We start from the raw sequence: 22,383 nt of genomic DNA on the forward strand, positions 1-22,383 counted from the left end.
GCCGCTGAGCAGGTCCGTTCCGGTGACCGCCGGGCTCCCCGGGCACTCCTTCCGGGCGCCGGTCACCGGTGCCCGCCGTGCTCGCGGGGACCCAGGCCCAGGGGCACTCCTGTGCGGCGGGACTGTTCGACGGAGGCGGGCGAATCCGCGCTCCGGGCCGCCTCGGTAGGGATCGCCGGCGTCCGCGGGGTCGTCGGGCCGCCGCGCGGCGGCGAGTAGCCCGGCAGCCGGGCGGCACCCCATACGTACGGGTCGGCCTGCGCGCTGCCGAAGGCCGACCACGCGAGCCGGGTCTGGCCGACCTGATCGCGGGTGTCGGAGTCGTAGAGCAGGAAGTTCGCCGTGAGGCGGCGCGGGTCGGCGGTGGCGGGCAGATCGCGGAGGGGGATCTTCGCCTCGATGCGGTAGCCCCGGTACGGGCTGGTCACCTGCGAGGCCACGCGCATCCCCGGCGCTGTGCTGCGGGCCGGGCCCTGCCGGTTGTCGGCGTCGCGCGCCGCGCACGCGCCGCCGTCCTTCGTGAACGGGAGGAGGCCCGCCTTGAAGGCGGTCGAGGTGTCGTCGGAGCCGCCGCGCGGGTCGAGGGCGATCTCGACCGCGTCCGTACGCCAGTGGCGCTTGCAGTCCGAACGCTTCAGCGCGGCGCCCTTCTTGTCGTCGGTGACGTCGAAGAGCACGTACAGGTCGTCGCCGTGCCGGGCCGTACGGACGGTCGCCGCGCAGTCGGACGCGCCGGCGCAGCGCTCCTCGCCCTGCCAGTGCTTGAGCCGCACGGCCGGCCCGCCGTACTCGCCGCGGGCGGCCGCACCGTCCACGACCGGCGCTTTCGCCGCCGGGCGGACGGTGGTGGAGGGAGCGGCGGGATAGTCGGGCTGCGCTTCGTTGGCGAGCCACGGCATGCCGACGTGTTCGGCCCAGTCGCGGAAATCGGCGTAGAGCGGACGCAGTTGGGACCCGTTGCTCCGTACGGGGGCCCGCACGGGCTCGCCGGCCTCTGCCAGGACCGAGAACCATTCGCAGCCGAGCTTCTCCCGCGGGGTGTCCACCCTCGGGTCCAGTGCGCCGAATCCCTGGCTGCGGTAGACGCGGGCCGCGTCCCGTTCGGCCTGCGCCCAGGTCTCGCCGTGCTTGCGGGACCAGGTGCCGGTCCAGGCGCCGGTGACGGGCAGGCCCGTGTGCGGATCCGTACGGCGCTGCTCTGCGCACTGCTTCCCGGCCGGGCCCTGGAAGCCCCAGTTCTGGGCGAGGAGGCGTCCCGGCTGCCAGGGCGCGTAGCCCTCCCGGGTCAGCTGGCCGGGGAACGCCGAGGGATCGGCGGCCAGTTGGTACGCCTCGACCGCCAGGCGCGCCGCCTCCTGGTGGGCGCCGTGCTGGTCGAAGGGGCGGGGGTCCATCGTCACGACGGTCTGCGGGGTGGTCGCGCGGATCAGGCGGACGAGGCGTTCCAGGGTGTCGGTCCGCTGCTTCCCCTTGTTCCACAGCCGGTCGGTGAGCGGCGCGGACAGCGTGTACCAGGAGTCGGGTTTGTCGAGGTAGAAGACGTTGCGGATGCCGGAGTGGGCGACCGCCTCGCGCTCCTCCTTCTCGCGGAGCATCCCGAGCGGGGCGCCTTCCTCCGGGCCGACGGCGTTCCCGCCGCCCTCGCCGCGCGTGATGGTGGCGACGCCGGTGCTGAGGCCCCTCTTCTCCCGCATCTGCCCGAACGTGGCGAGCGACTGGTACTCGTCGTCGGGATGCGCGCCGATGAACAGCACGTCGTTGTGGGCCCGTTGGGGTGTCGCCGGTGCGTCGGCGGCCTCCGCGCCGTCGGCGGCGGGGTCGGCCGCAGCACCGGCGGCGCGGCCGGCCTCCGGGCCGGATTCCGCGGACGCGGAGGCGGGTGTGCGCGCGGAGTGTGCGGGTGGCTGGGCGGCGGCGAATACCCCGAACAGCACGGCCGCCAAGGCCAACAGGGCCGTCACGGCCCGCCGTGAAGGGCTCCGCATCGCTCGCGCTCGCCGCCTCTCCGCACCTGTGCGCCCGGCAGTGCGTGCCGGGCGCGGATTCCGATGGAGATACCGAGTATCACCACGGGAGGGTGACCCGGCGCTGCCGCCATGCCTGCTATCCCTCGCCCGAAGGACGCCCCCGCACACGTTTTTGACGTTACGTCAGCATGGCGATCGCGCAACACGAGCCGGGCCGGGAGGCGCGGGTCCGGTTCACAGCTGCCGCACAACGCAGGGCGAGGCGGCACTCAGCAGCGCGCGGCACGGCGGAGGCCGTCGCCCGCCGCAGGCGGGGAGCAGCGAGCGGAACACGGAGGACGTCATGGCCGTGGTGTACGGACAACACCGCACGTGGCAGCGCCGGTTGAAGGCGCCGTGGACCCTGGCCGCGGTGGCCGTCGGGCTGGTGCTCGGCCCGGCGGCCAGTACGGCGAGCGCCCTCGCGGAGGCCAACGCGGCCCCGCTGCACGGGACTTACCCGCCTCCCGCTGTCACGGCGACCCCGACCGGCGACGGCCTGTCCCGTACGGCGGCGGCCCGCCCGGATTCGCCCTCGCGGTGACCGGCGGAACGGCCCGTACCGGCACGGCGTGTGCGGTGCCGGTACGGGCCGGTCGGAGGCGTACGGGGCCAGGGGGACAGTGAGTCTCTCGGGGAAGAAGAGCCGGCCGGTGTGGCAGGTGCGGCCGCCGTCGTACTCGCCGCCGGAGGAGGTGCCGTCGGTGTCGAGTCAGACGGGGCCGGCTCCGGTCAGGTCGCGGCTCGTGTCCCACAGGTGTGCGGCGACCTCGGTGTCGGCGAGGTGACTCCACGGTTCTTGGCGCCGGGGCTTCCCGCGCAGGCTGAAGACCCGCGGGCCCCACACCTGACCGCCCCGCACGGCCGGGTCGAGCACCGCACGTACTGCCGGCCAGGCGCCGGCGTCCTTGCCCTGGACGAGGAGCGCTGCCGGTGCCCCGCGCAACCGGTTGGCGGCGGTGCGCACATGGACCGGTGGGCGTGCGGGGGTGAGGGAGTCCAGGGCACCGCCGGGGTGGGCCACCACGCTCGCCACCGCGCTGCCGGCGGCGCGCAGGCGGCGGTCGAGTTCGAGGCCGAAGTACATCTGGGCCAGCTTGGAGCGGCCGTAGCTGCGCTGTGGCCGGTAGTCGTGACGGGACTGCAGGTCGTCCAGGTCCAGCCGCTCGGACTTGGCCGCGAAGCTGCCCATGGTCACGACGCGGCCCGCCGGCGCGGCCTCCAGCAGGGGCATCAGCCACCGGGTCAGCGCGAAGTGCCCGAGGTGGTTGGTGCCGAACATGAGCTCGTGCCCGTCCGCGGTCTCCCGGCGCGGCGGTTCGTCGAGCGCGACCCCGGCGTTGTGGACCACCGCGTCGAGGCGTGCCGATCCCAGTGCGTCCACCGCGGCCGGCAGCGAGGAGAGGTCGGCGAGGTCGAGCCGTACGGCACGTACGCGCGCGCCGGGGACGCGCGAGCGGATCGAGGCCAGCGCGGCGTCGGCCTTCGCGGCGTCCCGGCAGCCCAGTACGACGGTGGCTCCGGTCGTGGCCAGCTGCTCGGCGACGAAGTACCCGATTCCCGCGTTGCCGCCGGTGACCAGCACGAGACGGCCCTCATTGCGCGGCAGCCGGCGGACGTCCCAGGGCGGGACGGAGGAGGTGGAGGACACGACGACGAACTCCCTTGCAGCGGGCACGCGATGGTGGGCGGCGGACACTCCCGGGGAACATCCGCCGCCCACCCTCACAGCCCCCACCGACACGTCACCGACGGCTCACCGACAGCGTTCGACGGTGTCCACTCGTCAATGCGCCGGGAGGAGTTCGGTGGCGGTGGCGGTGATGGTGTCGACGGCGTGGGTGAGGGTCGGTATGTCGCGGGCGCCGAGGCGGGTGACGGCCATGATGCGGCGGGCCGGGGCGGGTTCGCCGTGCAGCGGGAGGCGCGTCACCGGCGAGTCCTCGCGCAGCCGTGCCAGGCGCGGTACGAGGATGACGCCGAAGCCGTGGGCGACCAGCGCCGTCCCCGTGTCCCACTCGTCCGCGTAGTGGGCGATGTGGGGTGTGAAGCCCGCGCTCATGCAGGCCGCAAGGATCAACTGGTGGTACGTCGTACCGGGGTTGCCCACGATCCACGGCTCTCTCGCGGCGTCGGCGAGCGTGACCCGCTTCCGCCGGGTCAGCGGGTGCCCCTCGGGGACGACCAGGTCCAACGGGTCGTCCAGCAGCGGCTGTTGGTCGAAGCGGTGGTCGGTCATCGGCGGCGAGTCGGCGGTGACGACCAGCAGCGCGAGGTCGGCCTCCTCCGACAGCAGCAGGTCGTAGCAGCGGTCGGGTTCGGCTTCGATGATGCGGACCGTCAGCTGGGGGTGGGTGTCGCGCAGCGCGGCCGCGGCGGGCGGCAGCAGACGGCTGGCGGCCGTGGAGAAGCCGCAGAGCGTGACCTGCCCCGTGGGTTCGGTGCCGGCGGAGGCCAGCTCGGCGCGGGCGAGTTCCCACTGCTCCTGGAGGCGCTCCGCGTGGTGCAGCAGGACGCGCGCCGCGTTGGTCAGGCGGATGCCCCGGCCCTGGTGGGCCACCAGCTCCACTCCCACCTCGGCGGCCAGCTGGCGCAGTTGGTAGGAGACGGCGGACGGCGTGTAGTGCAGGGCCTGCGCCGCCGCTGTCACCGTGCCGTGCTCGGCGACCATCTGCAGGATCCGGAGCCGCGAGTCAATCATGCAAACAGTTTGCACGATCGACCCCGGAATTGTTTGATTCCCCTCGCCTTTCTCCGGCCGCAGACTGGCCACCGTGACCGATCAGGGAGTTTCCTCGCCGCGACGCGCGTACGCGAACCGCACCGTTGCACCGACTTCCGCCCTCCGTCCCCGACCCGCGCCGGACCGGCCCGTCCGGCCCCGGTGGAGCGGCCTGCCACGAGGGAGCGGCCCGCCCCGATGGCGCGGCCGGGCCGAGGGGCGCGCCGAGCGCCGCGCCGTACGGACCGCCGGATTCCTCGTGGTGGTACTGACCGCGGGCGCCTACCTGCCCAGCCCGCTCTACCCCGACTACCAGCGCCTGTTCGGCTACGACGACCTGGTCATGACGCTGCTGTTCGCGACGTTCGCCCTGGTCAGCGGGCCCGCGCTACTGCTGTGCGGTCCGGCGGCCGACCTCGTGGGCCACCGGCCCGTCCTGCGGCTGAGCGTGCTGCTCGCCGCCGTGGGATCCGGCTGCTTCCTCCTCGCCACCGGCCCCGCCTGGATGTTCGCCGGACGCGTCGGCCAGGCGCTGGCGCTGGGCGCCGCGACCGGCGCGGCCCAGGCGCTGATCACCTGGCACCGCAGCCCCACCGCCCGCGTCGGCGGGCCCCTCCTCGCCGGCCTGGCCTTCTCGGCGGGCACCGCGGTGGGGCCGCTCGCCTCGGGAGTGCTCGCCCGGTACGTACCGGGGCCGCTGGTCACGCCATACGTGCTGCACCTGGCCCTGCTGGCGTGGGTGTGGCACCGGCTGCAGCGGACCGTGCCCGGACCCGTCCGTACGGCGCAGCGGCGGTGGCGGCCGACGCGTCCTCACATCCCGCCGCAGGTACGGGCGTTGTTCTGCGTCGCGGGTCTGAACGGGTTCCTCGCCTGGGCCGTCGTCGGCATCTTCCTCGCCCTCGTACCGGCTCTCCTCGAACGGACCCTGCACAGCGACAACCCGGCCCTGACCGGAGGGGTGCTGGCGGCGGTGCTGGCCTGGTCCCTGCTGGCCCAACTGGCCGCTGCGCGCTGTACCGCGTACACCGCTCAACTCCTGGGCGGGGCCGCCCTCTTCGGCAGCCTGCTGCTGCTCGCCGCCACCGGGGCGGGCTCGCTGCCGGCCACCCTCGTCTCGGCACTGCTGGCCGGCGCCGGGCACGGGCTGGCCTTCAGCGGCGCCGCCCGCTCCGTGGACGCCCGCACCCCGGCCGGGCACCACGCCGGGGTGGGGGCCGCGCTGTACCTGCTCTTCTATCTGGGCTCCGGGGTGCCGGCCGTCGCTGTCGGGCTGATGACCTCCTGGATGCCGCTGACGGTGGCGGTGACGCGGCTCGGTTGGGGCGGGGTGACGCTCAGCGTGCTTGCCCTGGGCGCAACGTTTCGGCTTCTCCTCGCCGTACGTTCCGGCCCCGGGCGGCGGGCCCGCTGACGCTTTGTCCGGGCCGGGGCGGGGTGGCTGCGGTCCGCCTCCGGTCCGGCTGGGTTGCGCAGTTCCCCGCGCCCCTATCGGGCGCACCCCGCCGGGCCTGCGGCGGCGGGACCCACCGCTGAGCGCGTTCCCGGGCCGGCCGGGCGGCTGCGGTCCGCCTCCGGTCCGGCTGGGTTGCGCAGTTCCCCGCGCCCCTTTCGGGGCGCGGGTACTGGTCAACGGACCAGGCAGGGGCGTTTGTTGTCGAATTGCCAGTCGGGGACGAGGTAGCGCATGGCGGTGGCGTCGTCTCGGGCGCCCAGGGCCTTCTGCTGGTAGAGCTCGTGGGCGGCTTCCAGGCGGTCCCTGTCGAGCTGGACGCCGAGGCCGGGCTCGTCGGGTACGGCGATCTCGCCGCCGCTGATGCGCGGCGGAGCGGTGGTGAGGCGTTCCAGGCCCTCCTGCCAGATCCAGTGCGTGTCCAGCGCGTTGTACTCGCCGGGCGCCGCCGCTCCGCAGTGGGTGACCATCGCGAGGGATATGTCGAAGTGGTTGTTGGAGTGGCAACCCCACGTCAGGCCCATCGCGTTGCACAGCTGGGCCACGCGTACCGAGCCCTGCATGGTCCAGAAGTGCGGGTCGGCCAGCGGGATGGAGACCGACTGGAGGGCGAGGGCGTGGGTCATCTGCCGCCAGTCGGTGGCGATCATGTTGGTCGCCGTGGGCAGCCCGGTGGCGCGGCGGAACTCGGCGAGGATCTCGCGCCCGGAGTAGCCGTCCTCGGCCCCGCACGGGTCCTCGGCGTAGGCGAGCGTGCCGACCAGGGGCTTGCACAGGTCGACGGCCTCGCGCAGCGACCACGCGCCGTTGGGGTCCAGGGTGATCCGGGCCTGCGGGAAGCGGTCCTTGAGCGCGCGGACGGCCTTGACCTCCTCGGCGCCCTCCAGCACGCCGCCCTTGAGCTTGAAGTCCCGGAATCCGTACAGCTCGTAGGCCGCCTCGGCCTGCCGGACGATGGCCTCGGGCGACAGGGCCTCCTCGTGCCGGATCCGGTACCAGGCGACGGCCGCGTCGGGCTCGCGGACGTAGTCCAGGTCGGTGCGGCCGGGGTCGCCGACGTAGAAGAGGTAGCCCAGCACCCGTACGGAGGCGCGCTGTTGGCCGTCGCCCAGCAGTGCCGCGACGGGCACCTCCAGGTGCTGTCCGAGCAGGTCGAGCAGCGCCGACTCGACGGCGGTGACGGCGTGCACGGTGGTGCGCAGGTCGAAGGTCTGGGAGCCGCGGCCGCCGGAGTCGCGTCCGGCGAACCGCTCCCCTATCTCCAGCAACACCCGCTTGTAGTCGCCCACTCGGGCGCCGACGACGAGGGATTCCGCGTCGCGCAGCGTCTGGGTGATCTTTTCGCCGCCGGGCACCTCGCCCAGCCCCGTACGTCCTTCGGAGTCCTCCAGCACGACGATGTTGCGGGTGAAGTACGGGCCGTGGGCGCCGGAGAGGTTCAGCTCCATGCAGTCCCGGCCGGCGACGGGGTAGACGGAGAACGCGGTGATGACCGGCTGACTCATGCTGTTGCTCCTCAAAATCCCTGTGTACGGGGGTGGGTGGGGGCCGGGGTCAGAGGCTGAGGGCGTCGAGCGTCCACTCGAGCGCCTCGACGCCGCCGAGGCCGAGGATCGCGAGCACCGTCGTATAGCTCGTACGGACCTTGATCGCCTCGATGACCGAGAGGTTGAAGTACTCCTTGAACAGCCAGAATCCGGGGTCGTTGACGTGCGAGAAGGCGATGGAGCCGCAGGAGACGGCGAGCACCATCATCTCGGGGTGCGCACCGCTGCCGGACAGCAGCGGGAGGACCACGCCGGAGGCGGTGACGACGGCGACGGTCGCCGAGCCGAGGGCCACGCGCAGGATGACCGCGATGAGCCAGGCCAGCAGGATCGGCGAGATGGACCAGCCGTCGGTGACTTCCTTGATGTAGTCGGATATCCCGCCGTCGACGAGGACTTGCTTGAACGCGCCGCCGGCGCCGATCACCAGGAGGATCATCGCCATCGCCTTGGCGGAGGACGAACAGGAGTCGGCGACGTCCGACAGGCTGCGGCCGACGCGCGGGCCGAAGGCCCAGACCGCCAGCACCAGGGTGAGCAGCAGCGCGATGGGCGCCGAGCCGATGAAGGCGATGAAGTGCAGGAACCCGCTCTCGCCGGAGACGGTCATGTCGGTGACCGCGGCGCCGGCGATCAGCACGACGGGGAACAGCGCCACGAACAGCGACCAGCCCAGGCCCGGCATCTCCTCGTCGGTGAACACCCGGTCGCTGACAAGGCCCTTGGGGATGGAGGGGTTCATCGACTTCACGAACGGGAGCCGCGGCCACAGCAGCGCGATGAGCGCACCGGCGGGAACGGCGATGAACAGGCCGTAGAACAGCGTGGTGCCGATGGAGGCGTGGAACGTCGCCGCCACGGCGGTGGGACCGGGGTGCGGCGGAAGGAAGCTGTGCATCGTGGACAGGGCGATGGACATCGGCAGTCCGACCCACAGCAGCTTCGCCCCGGTGACCCGCACCAGGGTGAAGGCGATGGGCACGATGATGATGAACGCGACCTCGTAGAACATGGTCACGCCGATGAGCATCGAGGTGACGACCATCGCCACCTGCACCCACCGCGGCCCGAAGGCGTCCAGGAGCTTGTCGGCGATGCGCTGCGCGGCGCCGGAGTCCCCCATGACGCGGCCGACCATGGCGCCGAGCCCGATGGTGAGCATCGTGTCGCCGATCTGGTCCCCGATGCCCGCCGAGAGCACGTCCGGGATCTTCACCAGCGGGATGCCCTGGACGATGCCGACACCGACCGCCACGAGCAGCAGGGCGGCGAAGCCGTTGAGCTTCAGCTTGGTCATCAAGAGCAGCAGAATCAGAACGCTGATTCCCACTACGACGAGTGGCATGTCAGTTCCCCTTTGAACTGTGGATCAGGCGCCGTCGGCCCTCCGGGCCGCCACGGAACGGCCCGGAGGGGCGGGGGGCTTGAGAGGGGCGGCGCCGGGACGGGCAGGGAGGCGCCGCGGTGGCGGCGCTCCGGTGTTCTCGTCAGGCCGGGCGCGGTTCGGCGCCCGCGAGGTGCAGTCCGGCGTCCAGCAGCGCCGACAGATCGGCGAGGTCGTCCGGCCCCGGGTCGACCAGCGGGGCGCGTACGGGGCCGACGGGCAGACCGCGCAGCCGGGCGGCGGCCTTCACCAACGAGACGGCGTAGCCCGGCACTCGGTCGCGCAGTTCGACCAACGGGACGTAGAACTCCCGCAGTAGCTCGTCCACGCGCGCGCTGTCGTCCTTGCGGAGCGCGGCGAAGAACGCGTTCGCGATGTCGGGCGCGAAGGCGTGCACGGCCGAGGAGTAGGCGGGTACGCCCACCGTGGCGTACGCGCGGGCCTGCATCTCGGCGGTGGCGGCGCCGTTGAAGAACAGGAACCCGTCGGGCGCCGCGAGGGTCAGGCGCTGGAGCCGGTCCAGGTCGCTGTGCCCGTCCTTCAGCCCGATCACGGTGGGGATCTCCGCGATGCGGCGCAGGCTCTCGGCGGTGAACGTCACTTGGCCGCGCTGGTAGGCGACCAGCGGCAGCCGGGTGCCGGCGGCGATCTTGCGCAGCTGCTCCACGAGGCCCTCCTGCGGGGCCGCGACGAGGTAGTGCGGCATCACCAACAGGGCGTCGGCGCCCGCCTCTTCGGCGATCCGGGCGAACCGCAGCGCCTGCGCCCAGCCGTATCCGATGCCGGCGACCACCGGCATCCGCCCGTCGGCGATCTCGACAGTGGCCGCGACGACCTCGCGGTACTCGTCCTCGTTCAGCGCACTGAACTCCCCGGTCCCACAGGCAGGGAACACCACGCCGGGCGCGTGCTCCAGCTGCGCGGTCAAGTACGCCCGGTACGAGGCCAGATCGAGGCTGCCGTCGTCCCGGAAACTCGTCAGGGGAAAGGACAACACCCCTTGTGCCATGCCGTCACGCAGGCGTCGGGCGACGTCTTCGGGCTCCGTGCTGAGCCGTTCCATGATCCCACCGTCTCCATATACAACTGGCGTTCGTGTATGCGAATGGAAGCTAAGTACGTGATCGCTGTGGGGTCAATGGGTGCGCGGCCACGGATTTGTGAGGAGGGTGTGTCGGGTGGTGGGGGCGAACGCGGCGGGGTGTGTTGTCGCGTGGGGGTTTCGGGGCCCGGCCCCGGTCTTTCGCGCGCGCCCCGCGCGGTGGGCCGGGGGCGGCAGCCCCGCGGTCTTGCGCGCGCAGCGCGCGGGGCCGCGCCTCGCGCAGCGCGCGGGGTGCAGGGGCGGAGCCCCGCGGGGGTGCGGGGCTCAGCCCCGAGCCCCGAGCCCGCCCCGCGGTGGGGTCCGGGGCGGTGGCCCCGTCCTTCGCGCGGAGCGCGGCTGGGGGCCGGGGCGGCAGCCCCGGAAGAAACGGGTAGGGGCGGGTCCGGGGCCAACCCCTCACCGCGGCGCGGACGTTGCGTGCGTGGAGACAGACCTCGCGGCTGGCGGTCCGGTGTGCCCACCCGTTCCGCCCCTTGGGCGGACCAGCTGCCCACACCGGGGCGGGGCGCGGGCCCGCACCGGGGTGGGGCTCGGCCCCACACCTCGCGCGGGGCGCGGGCCCATACCGGGGTGGGGCCGGCGGGGCGTGGGGCGCTCGTCAGCTTCCGGAGGACTCTCGGGGGAGGAGGCAGTGGGGGGAGGTGATGTGGCGGGGGGACGCGTGGGCCAGGCGGCCGTACACGCGGTCGGCGAGCAACTGCAGCGCACTCGTGGCGATATGCCGCTTGTCGGGCGCGATGGTGGTGAGGCTCGGCGTGGCGTACCGGCCGTCCTCGATGTCGTCGAAGCCGGCCACCGCGATGTCCTCGGGCACGCGCAGACCCGCCTGCCGTATGGCGCGGACCGCGCCGAGCGCCAGCTCGTCCGTGAAGCAGAAGACGGCGTCCGGCACGCGGGGCGCGCGCAGGAGGTGTTCCATGGCGCGCTGTCCCTCCGCCCGGTGCAGGGAGGAGACGGCCAGTTCCCTGTCAGGGTCCGCGGCGAGGCCCGCCTCGCCCAGCGCCTCCCGGTAGCCCTGGAGGCGCAACTCGGCCGTCCCGTTGCGGAGTTGAGGCTGCGGCCCGACGGCGGCGAGGGTACGCGCCCCCTTGGCGATGAGGTGGGCCGTCATCTCCTTGGCCGCGGCCACGTTGTCGATGGCGACGTGGTCCACGACCCCCTCGGGGTCCAGCTCACCCAGGGTGACGACAGGTGTGGCGCCGGCCTGCGCCGTGAGGTCCTGCGGGCTGAGCATCCAGGGGCTGATGATCATGCCGTCCAGGGTGTGTCCGCCGCGCCCCGACAGCAGTTGGCGCTCGCGTTCGGCGTTGCCCTGCGTCTGGTCGATGAGGACCGTCCAGCCGCGCTCCTGCGCGGCGTCGGCGAGCAGTCCGGCGAGTTCACCGAAGTAGGGCGAGCCGATTTCGGGAATGGCGAGGCCGATCAGCCCGGTGCGGCCCTGCCGCAGCTGACGGGCCGCGAGGTTGGGCCGGTAGCCCAGCTCCTCGACGGCGGCGAGCACGCGCTCGCGGGTGCCGGGGGCCACGGAGGCGGCGTTGTTGACCACGTTGGAGACCGTGCGCGGGGACACGCCCGCACGTGCGGCCACGTCCCTCAGCTTCGCTGCCACCTGAGCCTCATCCCTCCCGTTCCGGGCGGCACGGGCCGCTGGTGCGCCGTGCCGCCGTCCGATCCTCCCACGGCCTGTGGGCTGCTCCGATGCTGCTCCGAAGAAAGTTCCGACCGCCTATTGCCACGTTGCAATCATCGTGGCAATAGTAGTGCCGCACACGCTGAACCCGTTGCGAAGGAGCACGGCGTTGAACACGTTCGCACCCCTCTCCCCCGATTCCGCCGTCCCCGGCGCCCCCGCCGACGCCCGACCCGCGGACCCCTCCCCCGTCGAGCTCGGCACCGCCGTCCGCGAGCTGTACACCGACGGCATCACGGCCCGTAAGGGCGCGTTCCCCGCCGCCTTCGCCGACACCCTGCGCGAGGACATCGAGCGCGCCTTCGAGGAGGCGCGGTCCCGGCCCGACGGCGCGGTGGGCCGCGGCCCCAACCGGTATTACGTCGAGATCCACCCCGAGCAGCTGCGCGGCTTCGAGGAGCTGCTGGACCACCCGTGGGTACGGTCGGTCTGCGAAGCCGTCCTCGGCCCCGACTACACGTTCGTGGAGCTCGGCTTCGACGTACCGCTCGAAGGCGCGGTGAACCAGCCCTGGCACCGCGACTTCCCCTCCCCGCCCGAGACCCGCCACCAACGGCGGCTCACCTCACTGGCGTTCAACGTCACAGCCGTGGACACCGCAGCCGACATGGGCCCGTTCGAGATCGCCCCCGGCACCCAGTGGGAGGCGGGCGACGGCTTCAAGCACGAGATGTTCCCGGCGCGCGAGGAGTTCCCCCGCTTCGAGGAGCGCGCGGTGCGCAAGTATCCGCAGCGCGGCGACATTTCGGCGCGCTCGGCGCTCACCGTCCACCGCGGTACGACCAACCACTCCGCGCTCCCCCGCCCTGTGCTCGTCCTCGGCGTCGACGCACCCGGGGCCGGCAACGAGGCGCAGCACGACATGGCCGTCACCCGCACCCGCTGGAACGCCCTGCCCGAACGGGTCCGCCGGCACCTGCACTGCCGCGTCGTGGACAGCCTCGAACCCGTGCGCCAGCAGCACACCATCGAGGGCCTCGTCATGGGGGACGCCTGACCGCTCCGGCAGCCCCGCCCGCTCCTCCCGGCCCACCCTGCCGGGCCCCTCCCACCCCGCACCCGACGAAGGGACTCCCCCGTGAAGGTGCTCACCCCGGCCGACAGCGCCGTCGGCCGCGGCACCGGCCGGCAGCCCGCGCTGCTCTACGCCGTCGCCGGAATCTCCGCGCTCGGCGGACTCCTCTTCGGCTACGACACCGGCATCATCTCCAGCGCCCTCCTCGACCTGGGCCGCGACCTCCGGCTGGACACCCAGGAACAGGAGATCGTGGTCAGCGCCATCCTCGTGGGCGCCATGATCGGCGCCCCCGTCTCCGGCATCCTCAACGCCCGGCACGGCAGACGGCGCGTCATCATCGCCGTCGCCGCCGTCTTCGCCGCCGGGGCGCTGTGCTCGGCCGTCGCCACCTCGGCCCTCGGCCTGATCCTGGCCCGGCTGCTGCTGGGGCTCGCCGTCGGCGCCGCCTCCAACACCGTCCCCGTCTACATCGCCGAGACCGCACCGCCCGCCGTACGCGGCAGGCTCATGGTGCTGTTCCAACTCATGGTCGCCATCGGCCAGTTGATCTCGTATCTGTGCGGCTACGCGCTCGCCGGGCCCGAAGGCTGGCGCTGGATGTTCGGCCTCGCCGTGATCCCGGCGCTCGTCCTCGCCGCCGGCATGCTCGCCCTCCCCGAGAGCCCCCGCTGGCTGGTCGAACGGGGCCGCCGCGAGACCGCCGAGAAGGTCCTGACCCGGCTGCGCGGCCCCGGCCACGACGTGACCGCCGAGGCCGACGAGATCGCCGGACTGTGCCGGGCCGAACAGGGCAGCCCCCGCGGACTGCGCGCCACGCTGCGCGTCCTGGGCTCCTCCTGGGTGCGCCCCGCCCTCCTCGTCGCCCTCGGCATCGCCGCCTTCTCCCAGCTCACCGGCATCAACGCGATGGTGTACTACGCGCCGACGCTGTTCACCGACGCGGGATTCGGCGATTCGGCCGCGCTGCTCAGCGGGATCGGCATCGGCCTGATGCTCGTCCTGGCGGCCGTCACCGGCGCCGTCTGCGTGGACCGGATCGGCCGCCGTCGCCTCCTGCTGTGGCTGCTGCCGGCCTCGGGCGTCGCCATGGCCGTCATGGGCCTCGCGTTCCTCACCGACTCCGGCTCCCCGCTGCAGCAATGGACGGTCGTGGCCGCGCTGTTCGCCTACATCTTCTTCAACGGCGCGAGCATGCAGGCGGTGGTGTGGCTCATCGGCCCCGAGGTGCTGCCGCTGGCCGTACGCGGGCCCGCCACCAGCGCCGCGACGGCCACCGTGTGGGGCTTCGACCTGCTCATCGCGGTGACAGCGCTGACCTCCGTACGGACGTTCGGGCTCACGGCCACGCTGTTGACGTACGCGGTCATGAACGCGCTGTGCTGGGTCTTTGTGCTGCGGCGGGTGCCGGAGACTCGGGGGCGGTCGTTGGAGGAGATCGAGCAGCGGTTGCGGGCGGGGGCGGGGCGTTCCGCGTCCGGCGAGGACGTGCGGGCGGCCGACGCCGTGCGGGCGTCGGCCGGGCGGTAGGGGCGGAGCCCCTCTCCTTTCCCGCCCGGAGGGCGGGGTCGTGGGGGCCGCCGGGGCGGGAGCCCCGATTGCTCCTCCCCCCCCCGTCCCGGTGGGGTCCGGGGCGTAGCCCCGCTCCTCCACCCCCCGTCCCGGTGGAGTCCGGGGCGTAGCCCCGCTCCTCCACCCCCGTCCCGGTGGGGTCCGGGGCGTAGCCCCGCTCCTCCTCCCCCCGTCCCGGTGGGGGCCGGGGCGGCTGCCCCGGAAGAAACGGGTAGGGGCGGGTCTGGGGCCAACCCCTCACGGCCGCGCGTGCGTTGGGTGCGTGGGGGACGTGGCCTCGCGGCTGGCGGTCCGGTGTGCCCACCCGTTCCGCCCCTTGGGCGGACCAGCTGCCCACACCGGGCAGGTGTGCCCGCCCCGCGCGGTGGAGCCGCACATTCAACGCAGCCGCCCCTTGGCGGACCGCGTCCCCACACCGGGTGCGGGCGGTCAGAAGCCGGTTACCGGGTGGGGAGTGTAGGGCTTCTGGAGGGTTTCGGTCTCCTCGTCGGTGAGCTCCAAGTCCAGTGCGGCGAGCGCGTCGTCGAGGTGACCCTCCTTGGTGGCGCCGATGATGGGGGCGGTCACTGTGGACTGGCGCAGCAGCCACGCGAGGGCGATCTGCGCGCGTGGTACGCCGCGTTCCTCCGCGAGGCGCGCGACGGCGGCGACGATCTCCCGGTCGCCCTCCGCGTACAGGGTCTTGCCGAACTCGTCGGTGCGGCTGCGCGCCGTCTCGGTGCCCCACTCGCGCGTCAGCCGGCCGCGGGCCAGCGGGCTCCAGGGCACGACGCCGACGCCCTGGTCCGCGCAGAGCGGCAGCATTTCGCGCTCCTCCTCGCGGTAGAGGAGGTTGTAGTGGTTCTGCATGGAGACGAACTTCGTCCAGCCGTGCCGCTCGGCGGTGTGCTGGGCCTTCGCGAACTGCCACGCGTACATCGAACTGGCCCCGATGTAGCGGGCCTTGCCCGCCTTGACGACGTCGTGCAGCGCCTCCATCGTCTCCTCGACGGGCGTGTGCGGGTCCCAGCGGTGGATCTGGTAGAGGTCGACGTAGTCCGTGCCCAGGCGGCGCAGGCTGGCGTCGATCTCCGTCATCACCGCCTTGCGGGACAGGCCGCGCCCGTTGGGGCCCGGCCGCATGACGCCGCACAGCTTCGTGGCGAGCACGATCTCCTCGCGGCGCGCGTACTCGGCCAGCGCCCGGCCGGTGATCTCCTCGCTGGTGCCGTCGGAGTAGACGTTCGCCGTGTCGAAGAAATTGATGCCGGCCTCGACGGCCTGCCGGATCAGCGGCCGGGAGGTCTCCTCGTCCAGCGTCCACTCGTGGTTGCCGCGGGCCGGTTCGCCGTAGCTCATGCAGCCCAGGCAGATACGGGAGACGTCCAGGCCGGTCGATCCGAGTTTCACGTACTGCAAGTCGGCGCTCCTTGGGATCGGCTCGGGCGGCCGTGGCGTGACGGCCTGCGAGAGCACAGTGGCGGGCCCTCCCGAGCCTAATCCCCTGATCCACTGCGCCGCCGGTGGCCACGCACGGACGGCCCCGAGGCGGAGCGCCCGGTCTCAACCCGCGGCGCCCTCCCCCTCGTTGAGGCGGAGCATCACCTTGCTGGTGGGGGTGGCCGGGTCGGCGGCGAGGGCGAGGGCCGCGGGTGCGTCGTCGATGCCGAAGCGGTGGCTGATGACGGGGGTGACGTCCAGGCCGTCCCGCATCGCCGCCAGCGCGTCGTCGATCTCCTCGACGAAGCGGTAGCAGCCGATCCAGGTGATCTCGCGGGTCACCAGGTCGCCGAGGGCCGCGGGCGCGGCGGCGCCGGGCAGGTTGCCGACCTGGACGAGGGTGCCGCCGCGGGCGGTTGCCCGCAGGACGGAGCCGAGTGCGGCCGGGGCGCCGGAGGCTTCGAAGACGGTCTCGATGTCCTGCGGGAGGGGCGCGCCCGTGGAGACGTCGACCGTCTCGTCCGCGCCCATCGCCTTGGCGACGGACAGCGAGTCGGCGGAGAGGTCCGCGGCGATGACGGTGGCGGCTCCGCGGTGTTTCGCGGCGGCCACGACCAGTGCTCCGATGGGGCCGGCACCGTTGACGAGTACGGTCTTGCCGCGCAGGTCGGGCGCGCGGCGCACGGCGTGCATCGCGACGGCCAACGGCTCGGCGAGGGCGCCGTGTTCGGTGTCCACGCCCTCGGGCAGCGGCCGTATCTGCCGGGCGGGCACCACGCGGTACTCGCTGAAGCCGCCGTCGGTGTGCGGGTCGAAGGCGGCGGACCCGAAGTAGCGGACCTGCGGGTGGAGGTTGGTGCGTCCGGCGAGCCGTTCGGGCAGCGGGGTGTCGCCGACGGGTTCGGCCGGGTGAACGGTGACGGGCTGACCGACCGTCAGGGCGTCGACACCGGGGCCCACTTCGGCGATGCGTCCGGCCACTTCGTGGCCGAGCACCATCGGGTGGGTGAGCGCGGCGGTGCCGGAGGCGCCGTTCCGGGCGTAGGCGACGTCGGAGCCGCAGATCCCGCCCCACTCCAGGGCGAGGAGGACCTCGCCCTCCCCCGGCGACGGTACGGGGCGTTCGTCGGTCCGTACGTCTCCGGGGCCGTGTACGACAACTGCCTTCATACGGCGTCCTCCAGGCGGACCAGGTCACGGCCGCGGGTCTCCGGGGCGATGAGCACGGGGATGAGGGTGATGAGCGAGTAGACGACGAGCATCGCCGCGACCGGCCACCAGCTGCCGGTGAGAGCGGTCAGCGAGGCCGCCACGATGGGGCCGACGGCGGTGGCGAGGGTGCCGCCGATCTCCTTGGCGAGGGCGAGCTGCGTGAACCGGGTACGGGCGCCGAAGAGTTCGGCCATCGTGACGCTCTCCAGCGAGAAGAGGCTGAGCACGCCGATGTTGAGCGCGAGGACCATGCCGATCATCAGCCCCGCGGTGCTGCCGGAGGTGATGAGCCACATCATCGGGAACGCGAGGACCATGGTCAGCACGCTGAAGACGACGTACACGGGGCGGCGGCCGTAACGGTCGCCGAGCAGGCCGACCAGCGGCACGGTCACGAAGCCCAGGAGCGAGCCGTAGACGATGGCGTCGGCGGGCACGGACTGTTCGACGTGCAGGGTGGTGGCGATGTAGCCGGCCAGGAAGGTCTGGATGAGCCCGGAGTTGCCGGCCTGTCCGAAGCGCAGTCCGAGGGCGAGGAAGAACGCCTTGCCCTTGCGCTGGCGTATCCCCGCCTCCAGCGCGGTCTCCTGCTTCTTCGCCGACGGCTTCTCCGTCGACGGCTTCTCCGCGGACGGGGCCTCCGCCGACGGGGCCTCGGCGAGGGAGTTCTCGACCTCGGTACGCGACATGGCGACGCCGTCGACGACGTCGGCCCGCTCCTCGAAGACGGGGCTCTCCTTGAGGTTCCGGCGCAGCCACACCGCGAAGATCATGAGGCCGAAGCTGAGCAGGAACGGCAGACGCCAGCCCCAGGCGACCAGTTGGTCCTCGCTGAGGACGGCGAGCAGGATCGCCCACAGCCCGGAGGCGGCCAGGGTGCCGGAGTTGGTGCCCAGCGAGACGAGCGAGGAGATCAGTCCCCGGCGCTTGGCGGGCGCGTACTCGGCGAGCATCACGGTGGCGCCGGCGATCTCGGCGCCGGCGCCGAAGCCCTGCACGAGCCGCAGGGCGACGAGCAGGACGGGGGCGAGGATGCCGATGGTCTGGTACGTCGGCAGGGCGCCGATGAGGGTGGTCGAGACGCCCATCAGCAGGATGGTGATGAAGAGGACCTTCTTGCGCCCGATGCGGTCGCCCATGCGGCCGAAGTAGACGGCGCCGACGAGGCGGGCGACGTAGCCGACGCCGTAGGTCGCCATGGCGGCGATCAGTCCGATGGCGGGGCTGACGTCGGGGAAGAAGATCTTGTTGAAGACGATGGCCGCTGCCAGCGAGTAGAGCTGGAAGTCCATGAACTCCATGGCCGTGCCGAGCCAGCCGGAGACGGCGGCTCTGGTCAGGTCCCGGGTCGTCCTCTGGACGGGGCTCGCGGGCGCCGTCTGCTGGGTGTCCGTCATCGTGGAACTCCGTTGTCCGTGGATGTACTGGCGGGGCGTCAGATCTCGATGCGGCCCGCCCGGAGAGCGGGGAGGCGGGCGGCGACGGCGTCGACGAGCGCGTCGTCCCCGGCCAGGTCCGCCGCGCCCAGGACGCGCAGCAGACCGCGTACGGTCTCCTCGGGTGTCGCCGCCTGCTGCCAGCAGGCGGCGAGCGCGTCGGAGGCCGGGTCGGTGGTCCCGAAGAGCTGTGCTCCGTCGCCGCCGGGCCGGGTCGCGTTCACCCAGCCGGCGAGCGCGAGGGCGAGCACGGGGGTGCCGCCCGGGGCGGCCCGCAGCGTGTCGAACCACCGTTCCGGGAGCTTCAACGAGCCGTCGGAGCCGATCTGTTGGAGCCGGTGCCGCATGCCCGGGTTCGCGAACCGGGCGACGAGGTCCTCCGCGTACGCCGCGGGGTCGGGCCCGCCTGTGGGCAGGACGGGGGCGGTCTCGGCGCAGAAGGCGCGCACCAGACGTGCTCCCCATCCGGTGGCCAGCGCGTCGGCGATGGTCGTGCAGCCGGCCGCCGCGCCGAGGTAGGCCAGCGCGGAGTGGGTGCCGTTGAGCAGCCGCAGCTTCGTGAGCTGGTACGGCGCGACGTCGGGCACCAACAGGGCGCCGTCCAGCTCCCATTGCGGCCGCGGCGCGGTGAAGGCGTCCTCGATGACCCACTGCCGGTACGGTTCGCCGACAACCGTCAGCTCGTCGCGTACGCCGAGCGCTTCTGCGGCCGTTTCCCGGTCGGCGTCGGTGGTGGCGGGCACGATGCGGTCGACGACGGTCGAGGGGAACGCGACGGCGGTGGCCATCCAGTCGAGCAGCGCCTGCCGGTCGGGCCAGGCCGTCGCGGCGACGAAGTCCCGTACGACGGCGGCGAGTACGGCACCGTTGCCGGCCATGTTGTCGCAGGAGACGACGTTGAGAGGGGCGCCGCCGGCGCGCATCCGGGCGGCCAGCCCGGCGGCGAGGCGGCCCACGACGGTGGCCATGTTCCCGCTGCCGGGTGCGGCGAGGTCGGCGGCGATCTCCGGTGCGGTGACGTCGAGTTCACCGGTGCCGGGGCGCCGGTGGTAGCCCTTCTCCGTAAGGGTGAGGGTCACCACGCCGACGTCGGGCGAGGCCAGCAGCCGGTCGATCTGCGGACCGTGCTCGCGCAGCGCGAGCGCGTCGGTGACCGAGCCGATCACGCGGGTGGCGGGCCCGTCGGGGCGCCGCTCGGTCAGCGAGTAGAGACAGTCCTGCGCGCGCAGCGCGGCGGCCGTCTCCGCGGAACGCGGGGCGACGGCGACGATGCCCCAGGGCTCGCCGGAGCGCAGCGCGGCGTTCTCGGTGTAGACGGCCTGATGGGCGCGGTGGAAGGCGCCGAGCCCGAAGTGCACGACGCGCGGGCGCAGTTCGCGCGGGTCGACAGCGGGGCGTACGCCGGGGGCGAGGCCGTCGAGCGCGGCGCGGTTGAGGGCGGGGCTGTTCGTCACCAGTCGTGCACCGACCCGTCCAGGCGGCGCGCGACCGGCAGATAGCGGGGCTCGTACGGGAAGCGCTCGGCGGCCTTCTCGTCGTACTCGACGCCCAGGCCGGGCTCTTCGGAGGGGTGGAGCATGCCGTCGGCGAAGGTCACGCCGCTGTGGAAGACCTCGTGCGTCTCGTCGGCGTGCTCCATGTACTCCTGGATGCCGAAGTTGGGCACGGTGATGTCGACGTTCACGGCGGCGGCGAGGGTGACCGGCGAGAGGTCGGTGGCCCCGTGCGAGCCCGTACGGACCTGGTAGAGCGCGGCCAGGTCGAAGATGCGGCGCAGGTGGGTGATGCCGCCGGCGTGCACGACGCTGGTGCGCACGTAGTCGATGAGCTGCTCGGTGATCAGGTGCTGGACGTCCCAGATGGACGTGAGTACCTCGCCCACGGCCACCGGCGTGGTGGTGTGCTGCCGGATGAGGCGGAAGGACTCCTGGTTCTCGGCCGGGGTGGGGTCCTCCATCCAGAACAGCCGGCTGTCCTCGACCTGCTTGCCGAACCGGGCCGCCTCGATGGGCGTGAGCCGGTGGTGGACGTCGTGCAGCAGGTGGAAGCCGAAGCCGAAACGTTCACGGACGGCTTCGAGGTAGGTGGGGGCGAAGCGCAGGTACGCCTCGGTGTCCCAGGGCTGTTCGTCGGGCAGCGCCGTGGCGGCCGGCTCGTACACCTTGCCCTTGCGCACCCCGTACGTGCCGCCGACGTCGGGCACGGCGGCCTGGGCGCGCACCGCCTTGTAGCCCTGCTCCAGGAACCGGTCCACGTCGTCGAGGAGGGAGGGGATGTCGGTGCCGCTGGCGTGCGAGTAGACCATCACGCCGTCACGGGAGCGGCCGCCGAGCAGCTGGTAGACGGGCAGTCCGGCGACCTTGCCCTTGATGTCCCACAGCGCTGTGTCGACGGCGGAGATCGCGGTCATGGTGACGGGTCCGCCGCGCCAGTAGGCGCCGCGGTAGAGGTACTGCCACATGTCCTCGATGCGCGCGGGGTCCTTGCCGATCAGCAGCGGTACGAGGTGGTCGCGCAGATAGCTCGCGACGGCGAGCTCGCGGCCGTTCAGCGTGGCGTCGCCGAGGCCGGTCACCCCGTCCGAGGTCGTCACGCGCAGGGTGACGAACGTCCGTCCCGGCGAGGCGACGAACACCTCGGCACGCTCGATCTTGCTCACAGGTCCCATCTCCTTCGACGCGCTCCGTGCGGGCCGCCCGGGCGGCGCACACACCGCGCCCACTAACCGACCAGCACTGGTATACAAGCACCTGTCGCACAGTGGACGCAATGCTTGACGGCGATGTTTTTCCACGTCACGACAGTCCGGCTGCGGCGCTCCCCGCACCCGGCCGGGACGGCGCCCACCGGCAGCGCGCCCGATACGATGACGGCATGGCCCGATCGAACCGGCAGCGGACCAACCGTGGTGCCGTCTACGCGACGCTGCGACAGAAGGTGCTGACCCTTGAACTCCCCCCGGGCGCACCCCTGTCCGAGAACGAGCTGGCGGCCTCACTGGGCGTCAGCCGCACCCCGGTCCGGGAGAGCCTGATCCTGCTGTCCCACGAGGGCCTGGTGCAGGTCTTCCCCCAAGTGGGCTCGTTCGTCTCGCGCGTTGACCCCGCGAAGGTCGCCGACGCGCAGTTCCTGCGCGAAGCCGTGGAACTCGCGGCCCTCGACGACCTCCCTGCGGAGCTCGACCCCGACCTCGTCGAAGAACTGCGGGCCAATCTGGAGGCCCAACAGCGGCCCGGGCTCGGCCTGGAGGACTTCTTCGAGCTCGACGAGGCCTTCCACCACGCCCTGCTGCGACTGAGCGGACACGGCAGCGCCTGGGCCACCGTCGTCGCCGCCAAGGGCCACCTCGACCGGGCCCGCCGCCTCGGCCTCTACGACACCGCCTCCAGTGAGGGCTTCGCCGGCCAGCACGTCGAGATCATGGACGCGGTGCTCTCCGGCGACCTCGCCTCGGCCCGTACCGCGATGCGCGCACACCTGCGCGCGGTCTTCGACGACGTGGAACGCATCCGGGAACGCTCACCCGAGCTGTTCGCCACGGACACGGGCTCCGTTCCGGTGCGCCGCAACATCGTCGTGTGGGAGTGACCGGTCCCGTGCGGGGACGCCCCGGCCCTCCCGCGCCATTGCCCTCCCCCGCCGTGGGACGGCTCCGCGCCGTGGCGCCGCCTCCGTAGACGCGCGCGCCCGTTCCGCCCCTGCCGAACGCCCGTCCCGCTTACGGCAGTTGCCGCCCCCGCGGTGCGCCGCCGGCTCCCGGCCCGCCCTCGGGACCGGCACCGCTCTGACGCGGGAGCACCCGTGTGCACGGGCGCGCCCGCGGTG

General features: G+C 72.9%; 17 protein-coding genes. 5 read left to right on the top strand and 12 right to left on the bottom strand.

The window, feature by feature from the left end:
• Positions 1–62: 62 nt before the first annotated feature.
• Complete coding sequence (locus AC3AGO_RS04425; RefSeq protein WP_487818783.1) at positions 63–1,961, bottom strand: sugar-binding protein; 1,899 nt, start codon at positions 1,959–1,961, stop codon at positions 63–65.
• A 349-nt stretch (positions 1,962–2,310) separates the two neighbouring features.
• Here AC3AGO_RS04425 and AC3AGO_RS04430 point away from each other — a divergent pair, with 349 nt between their 5' ends.
• A complete protein-coding gene (locus AC3AGO_RS04430; RefSeq protein ID WP_487818784.1) occupies positions 2,311–2,550 on the top strand; it encodes a hypothetical protein in 240 nt (79 codons plus the stop codon).
• Between the two features lie 168 nt (positions 2,551–2,718).
• On the opposite strand, the gene AC3AGO_RS04435 is transcribed toward AC3AGO_RS04430, so the two are convergent.
• Entirely contained in the window at positions 2,719–3,657 is a 939-nt protein-coding gene (locus AC3AGO_RS04435; protein ID WP_487818785.1) for an SDR family NAD(P)-dependent oxidoreductase, read from the bottom strand.
• Between the two features lie 135 nt (positions 3,658–3,792).
• The gene (locus AC3AGO_RS04440) at positions 3,793–4,707 is read right to left on the bottom strand and encodes a LysR family transcriptional regulator (protein WP_487818786.1); all 915 of its coding nucleotides are present in this window, start codon (positions 4,705–4,707) and stop codon (positions 3,793–3,795) included.
• A gap of 280 nt (positions 4,708–4,987) precedes the next feature.
• On the opposite strand from AC3AGO_RS04440, the gene AC3AGO_RS04445 reads away from it, so the two are divergent.
• Complete coding sequence (locus tag AC3AGO_RS04445; RefSeq protein ID WP_487818787.1) at positions 4,988–6,142, top strand: MFS transporter; 1,155 nt, start codon at positions 4,988–4,990, stop codon at positions 6,140–6,142.
• A gap of 215 nt (positions 6,143–6,357) precedes the next feature.
• Here AC3AGO_RS04445 and AC3AGO_RS04450 read toward each other — a convergent pair whose 3' ends face one another.
• From AC3AGO_RS04450 to AC3AGO_RS04465, 4 genes are all read right to left on the bottom strand, one after another.
• Complete coding sequence (locus AC3AGO_RS04450) at positions 6,358–7,686, bottom strand: enolase C-terminal domain-like protein (RefSeq protein WP_487818788.1); 1,329 nt, start codon at positions 7,684–7,686, stop codon at positions 6,358–6,360.
• Between the two features lie 49 nt (positions 7,687–7,735).
• Complete coding sequence (locus AC3AGO_RS04455; protein WP_487818789.1) at positions 7,736–9,073, bottom strand: gluconate:H+ symporter; 1,338 nt, start codon at positions 9,071–9,073, stop codon at positions 7,736–7,738.
• A 142-nt stretch (positions 9,074–9,215) separates the two neighbouring features.
• Positions 9,216–10,175 carry a 5-dehydro-4-deoxyglucarate dehydratase gene (locus AC3AGO_RS04460; RefSeq protein ID WP_487818790.1) on the bottom strand — a complete coding sequence of 320 codons (960 nt, stop codon included), beginning with the start codon at positions 10,173–10,175 and terminating at the stop codon, positions 9,216–9,218.
• Between the two features lie 637 nt (positions 10,176–10,812).
• Positions 10,813–11,823, bottom strand: coding sequence for a LacI family DNA-binding transcriptional regulator (locus AC3AGO_RS04465; protein ID WP_487818791.1), 1,011 nt, complete (start codon positions 11,821–11,823; stop codon positions 10,813–10,815).
• A 298-nt stretch (positions 11,824–12,121) separates the two neighbouring features.
• On the opposite strand from AC3AGO_RS04465, the gene AC3AGO_RS04470 reads away from it, so the two are divergent.
• Positions 12,122–12,901: a phytanoyl-CoA dioxygenase family protein gene (locus AC3AGO_RS04470; RefSeq protein WP_487824529.1), complete on the top strand. Its 780-nt coding sequence runs from the start codon at positions 12,122–12,124 to the stop codon at positions 12,899–12,901.
• 81 nt (positions 12,902–12,982) lie between these two features.
• A complete protein-coding gene (locus AC3AGO_RS04475; protein WP_487818792.1) occupies positions 12,983–14,449 on the top strand; it encodes a sugar porter family MFS transporter in 1,467 nt (488 codons plus the stop codon).
• Positions 14,450–14,920: 471 nt separating this feature from the next.
• Here the strand turns inward: AC3AGO_RS04475 and AC3AGO_RS04480 are convergent, their stop codons facing one another.
• The 5 genes from AC3AGO_RS04480 to manD form a co-directional block, all read right to left on the bottom strand.
• Entirely contained in the window at positions 14,921–15,889 is a 969-nt protein-coding gene (locus tag AC3AGO_RS04480) for an aldo/keto reductase (protein WP_487818793.1), read from the bottom strand.
• Between the two features lie 144 nt (positions 15,890–16,033).
• Positions 16,034–17,080 carry an L-idonate 5-dehydrogenase gene (locus AC3AGO_RS04485; protein ID WP_487818794.1) on the bottom strand — a complete coding sequence of 349 codons (1,047 nt, stop codon included), beginning with the start codon at positions 17,078–17,080 and terminating at the stop codon, positions 16,034–16,036.
• Complete coding sequence (locus AC3AGO_RS04490) at positions 17,077–18,519, bottom strand: MFS transporter (RefSeq protein WP_487818795.1); 1,443 nt, start codon at positions 18,517–18,519, stop codon at positions 17,077–17,079. Before AC3AGO_RS04490 ends, AC3AGO_RS04485 begins: the two co-directional genes overlap by 4 nt.
• A gap of 38 nt (positions 18,520–18,557) precedes the next feature.
• Entirely contained in the window at positions 18,558–20,012 is a 1,455-nt protein-coding gene (locus AC3AGO_RS04495) for a mannitol dehydrogenase family protein (protein WP_487818796.1), read from the bottom strand.
• Positions 20,009–21,226, bottom strand: a complete 1,218-nt coding sequence (manD, locus tag AC3AGO_RS04500) for a D-mannonate dehydratase ManD (protein ID WP_487818797.1) — start codon at positions 21,224–21,226, stop codon at positions 20,009–20,011. The genes AC3AGO_RS04495 and manD overlap by 4 nt, the downstream gene beginning before the upstream one ends.
• A 206-nt stretch (positions 21,227–21,432) precedes the next feature.
• Between manD and AC3AGO_RS04505 the strand changes: the two genes are divergently transcribed.
• On the top strand, positions 21,433–22,146 hold the full coding sequence (locus AC3AGO_RS04505) for a GntR family transcriptional regulator (RefSeq protein ID WP_487818798.1): 714 nt from the start codon (positions 21,433–21,435) through the stop codon (positions 22,144–22,146).
• The last annotated feature ends 237 nt before the right edge of the window (positions 22,147–22,383 follow it).

This window comes from Streptomyces sp. BL1 (assembly GCF_057628045.1).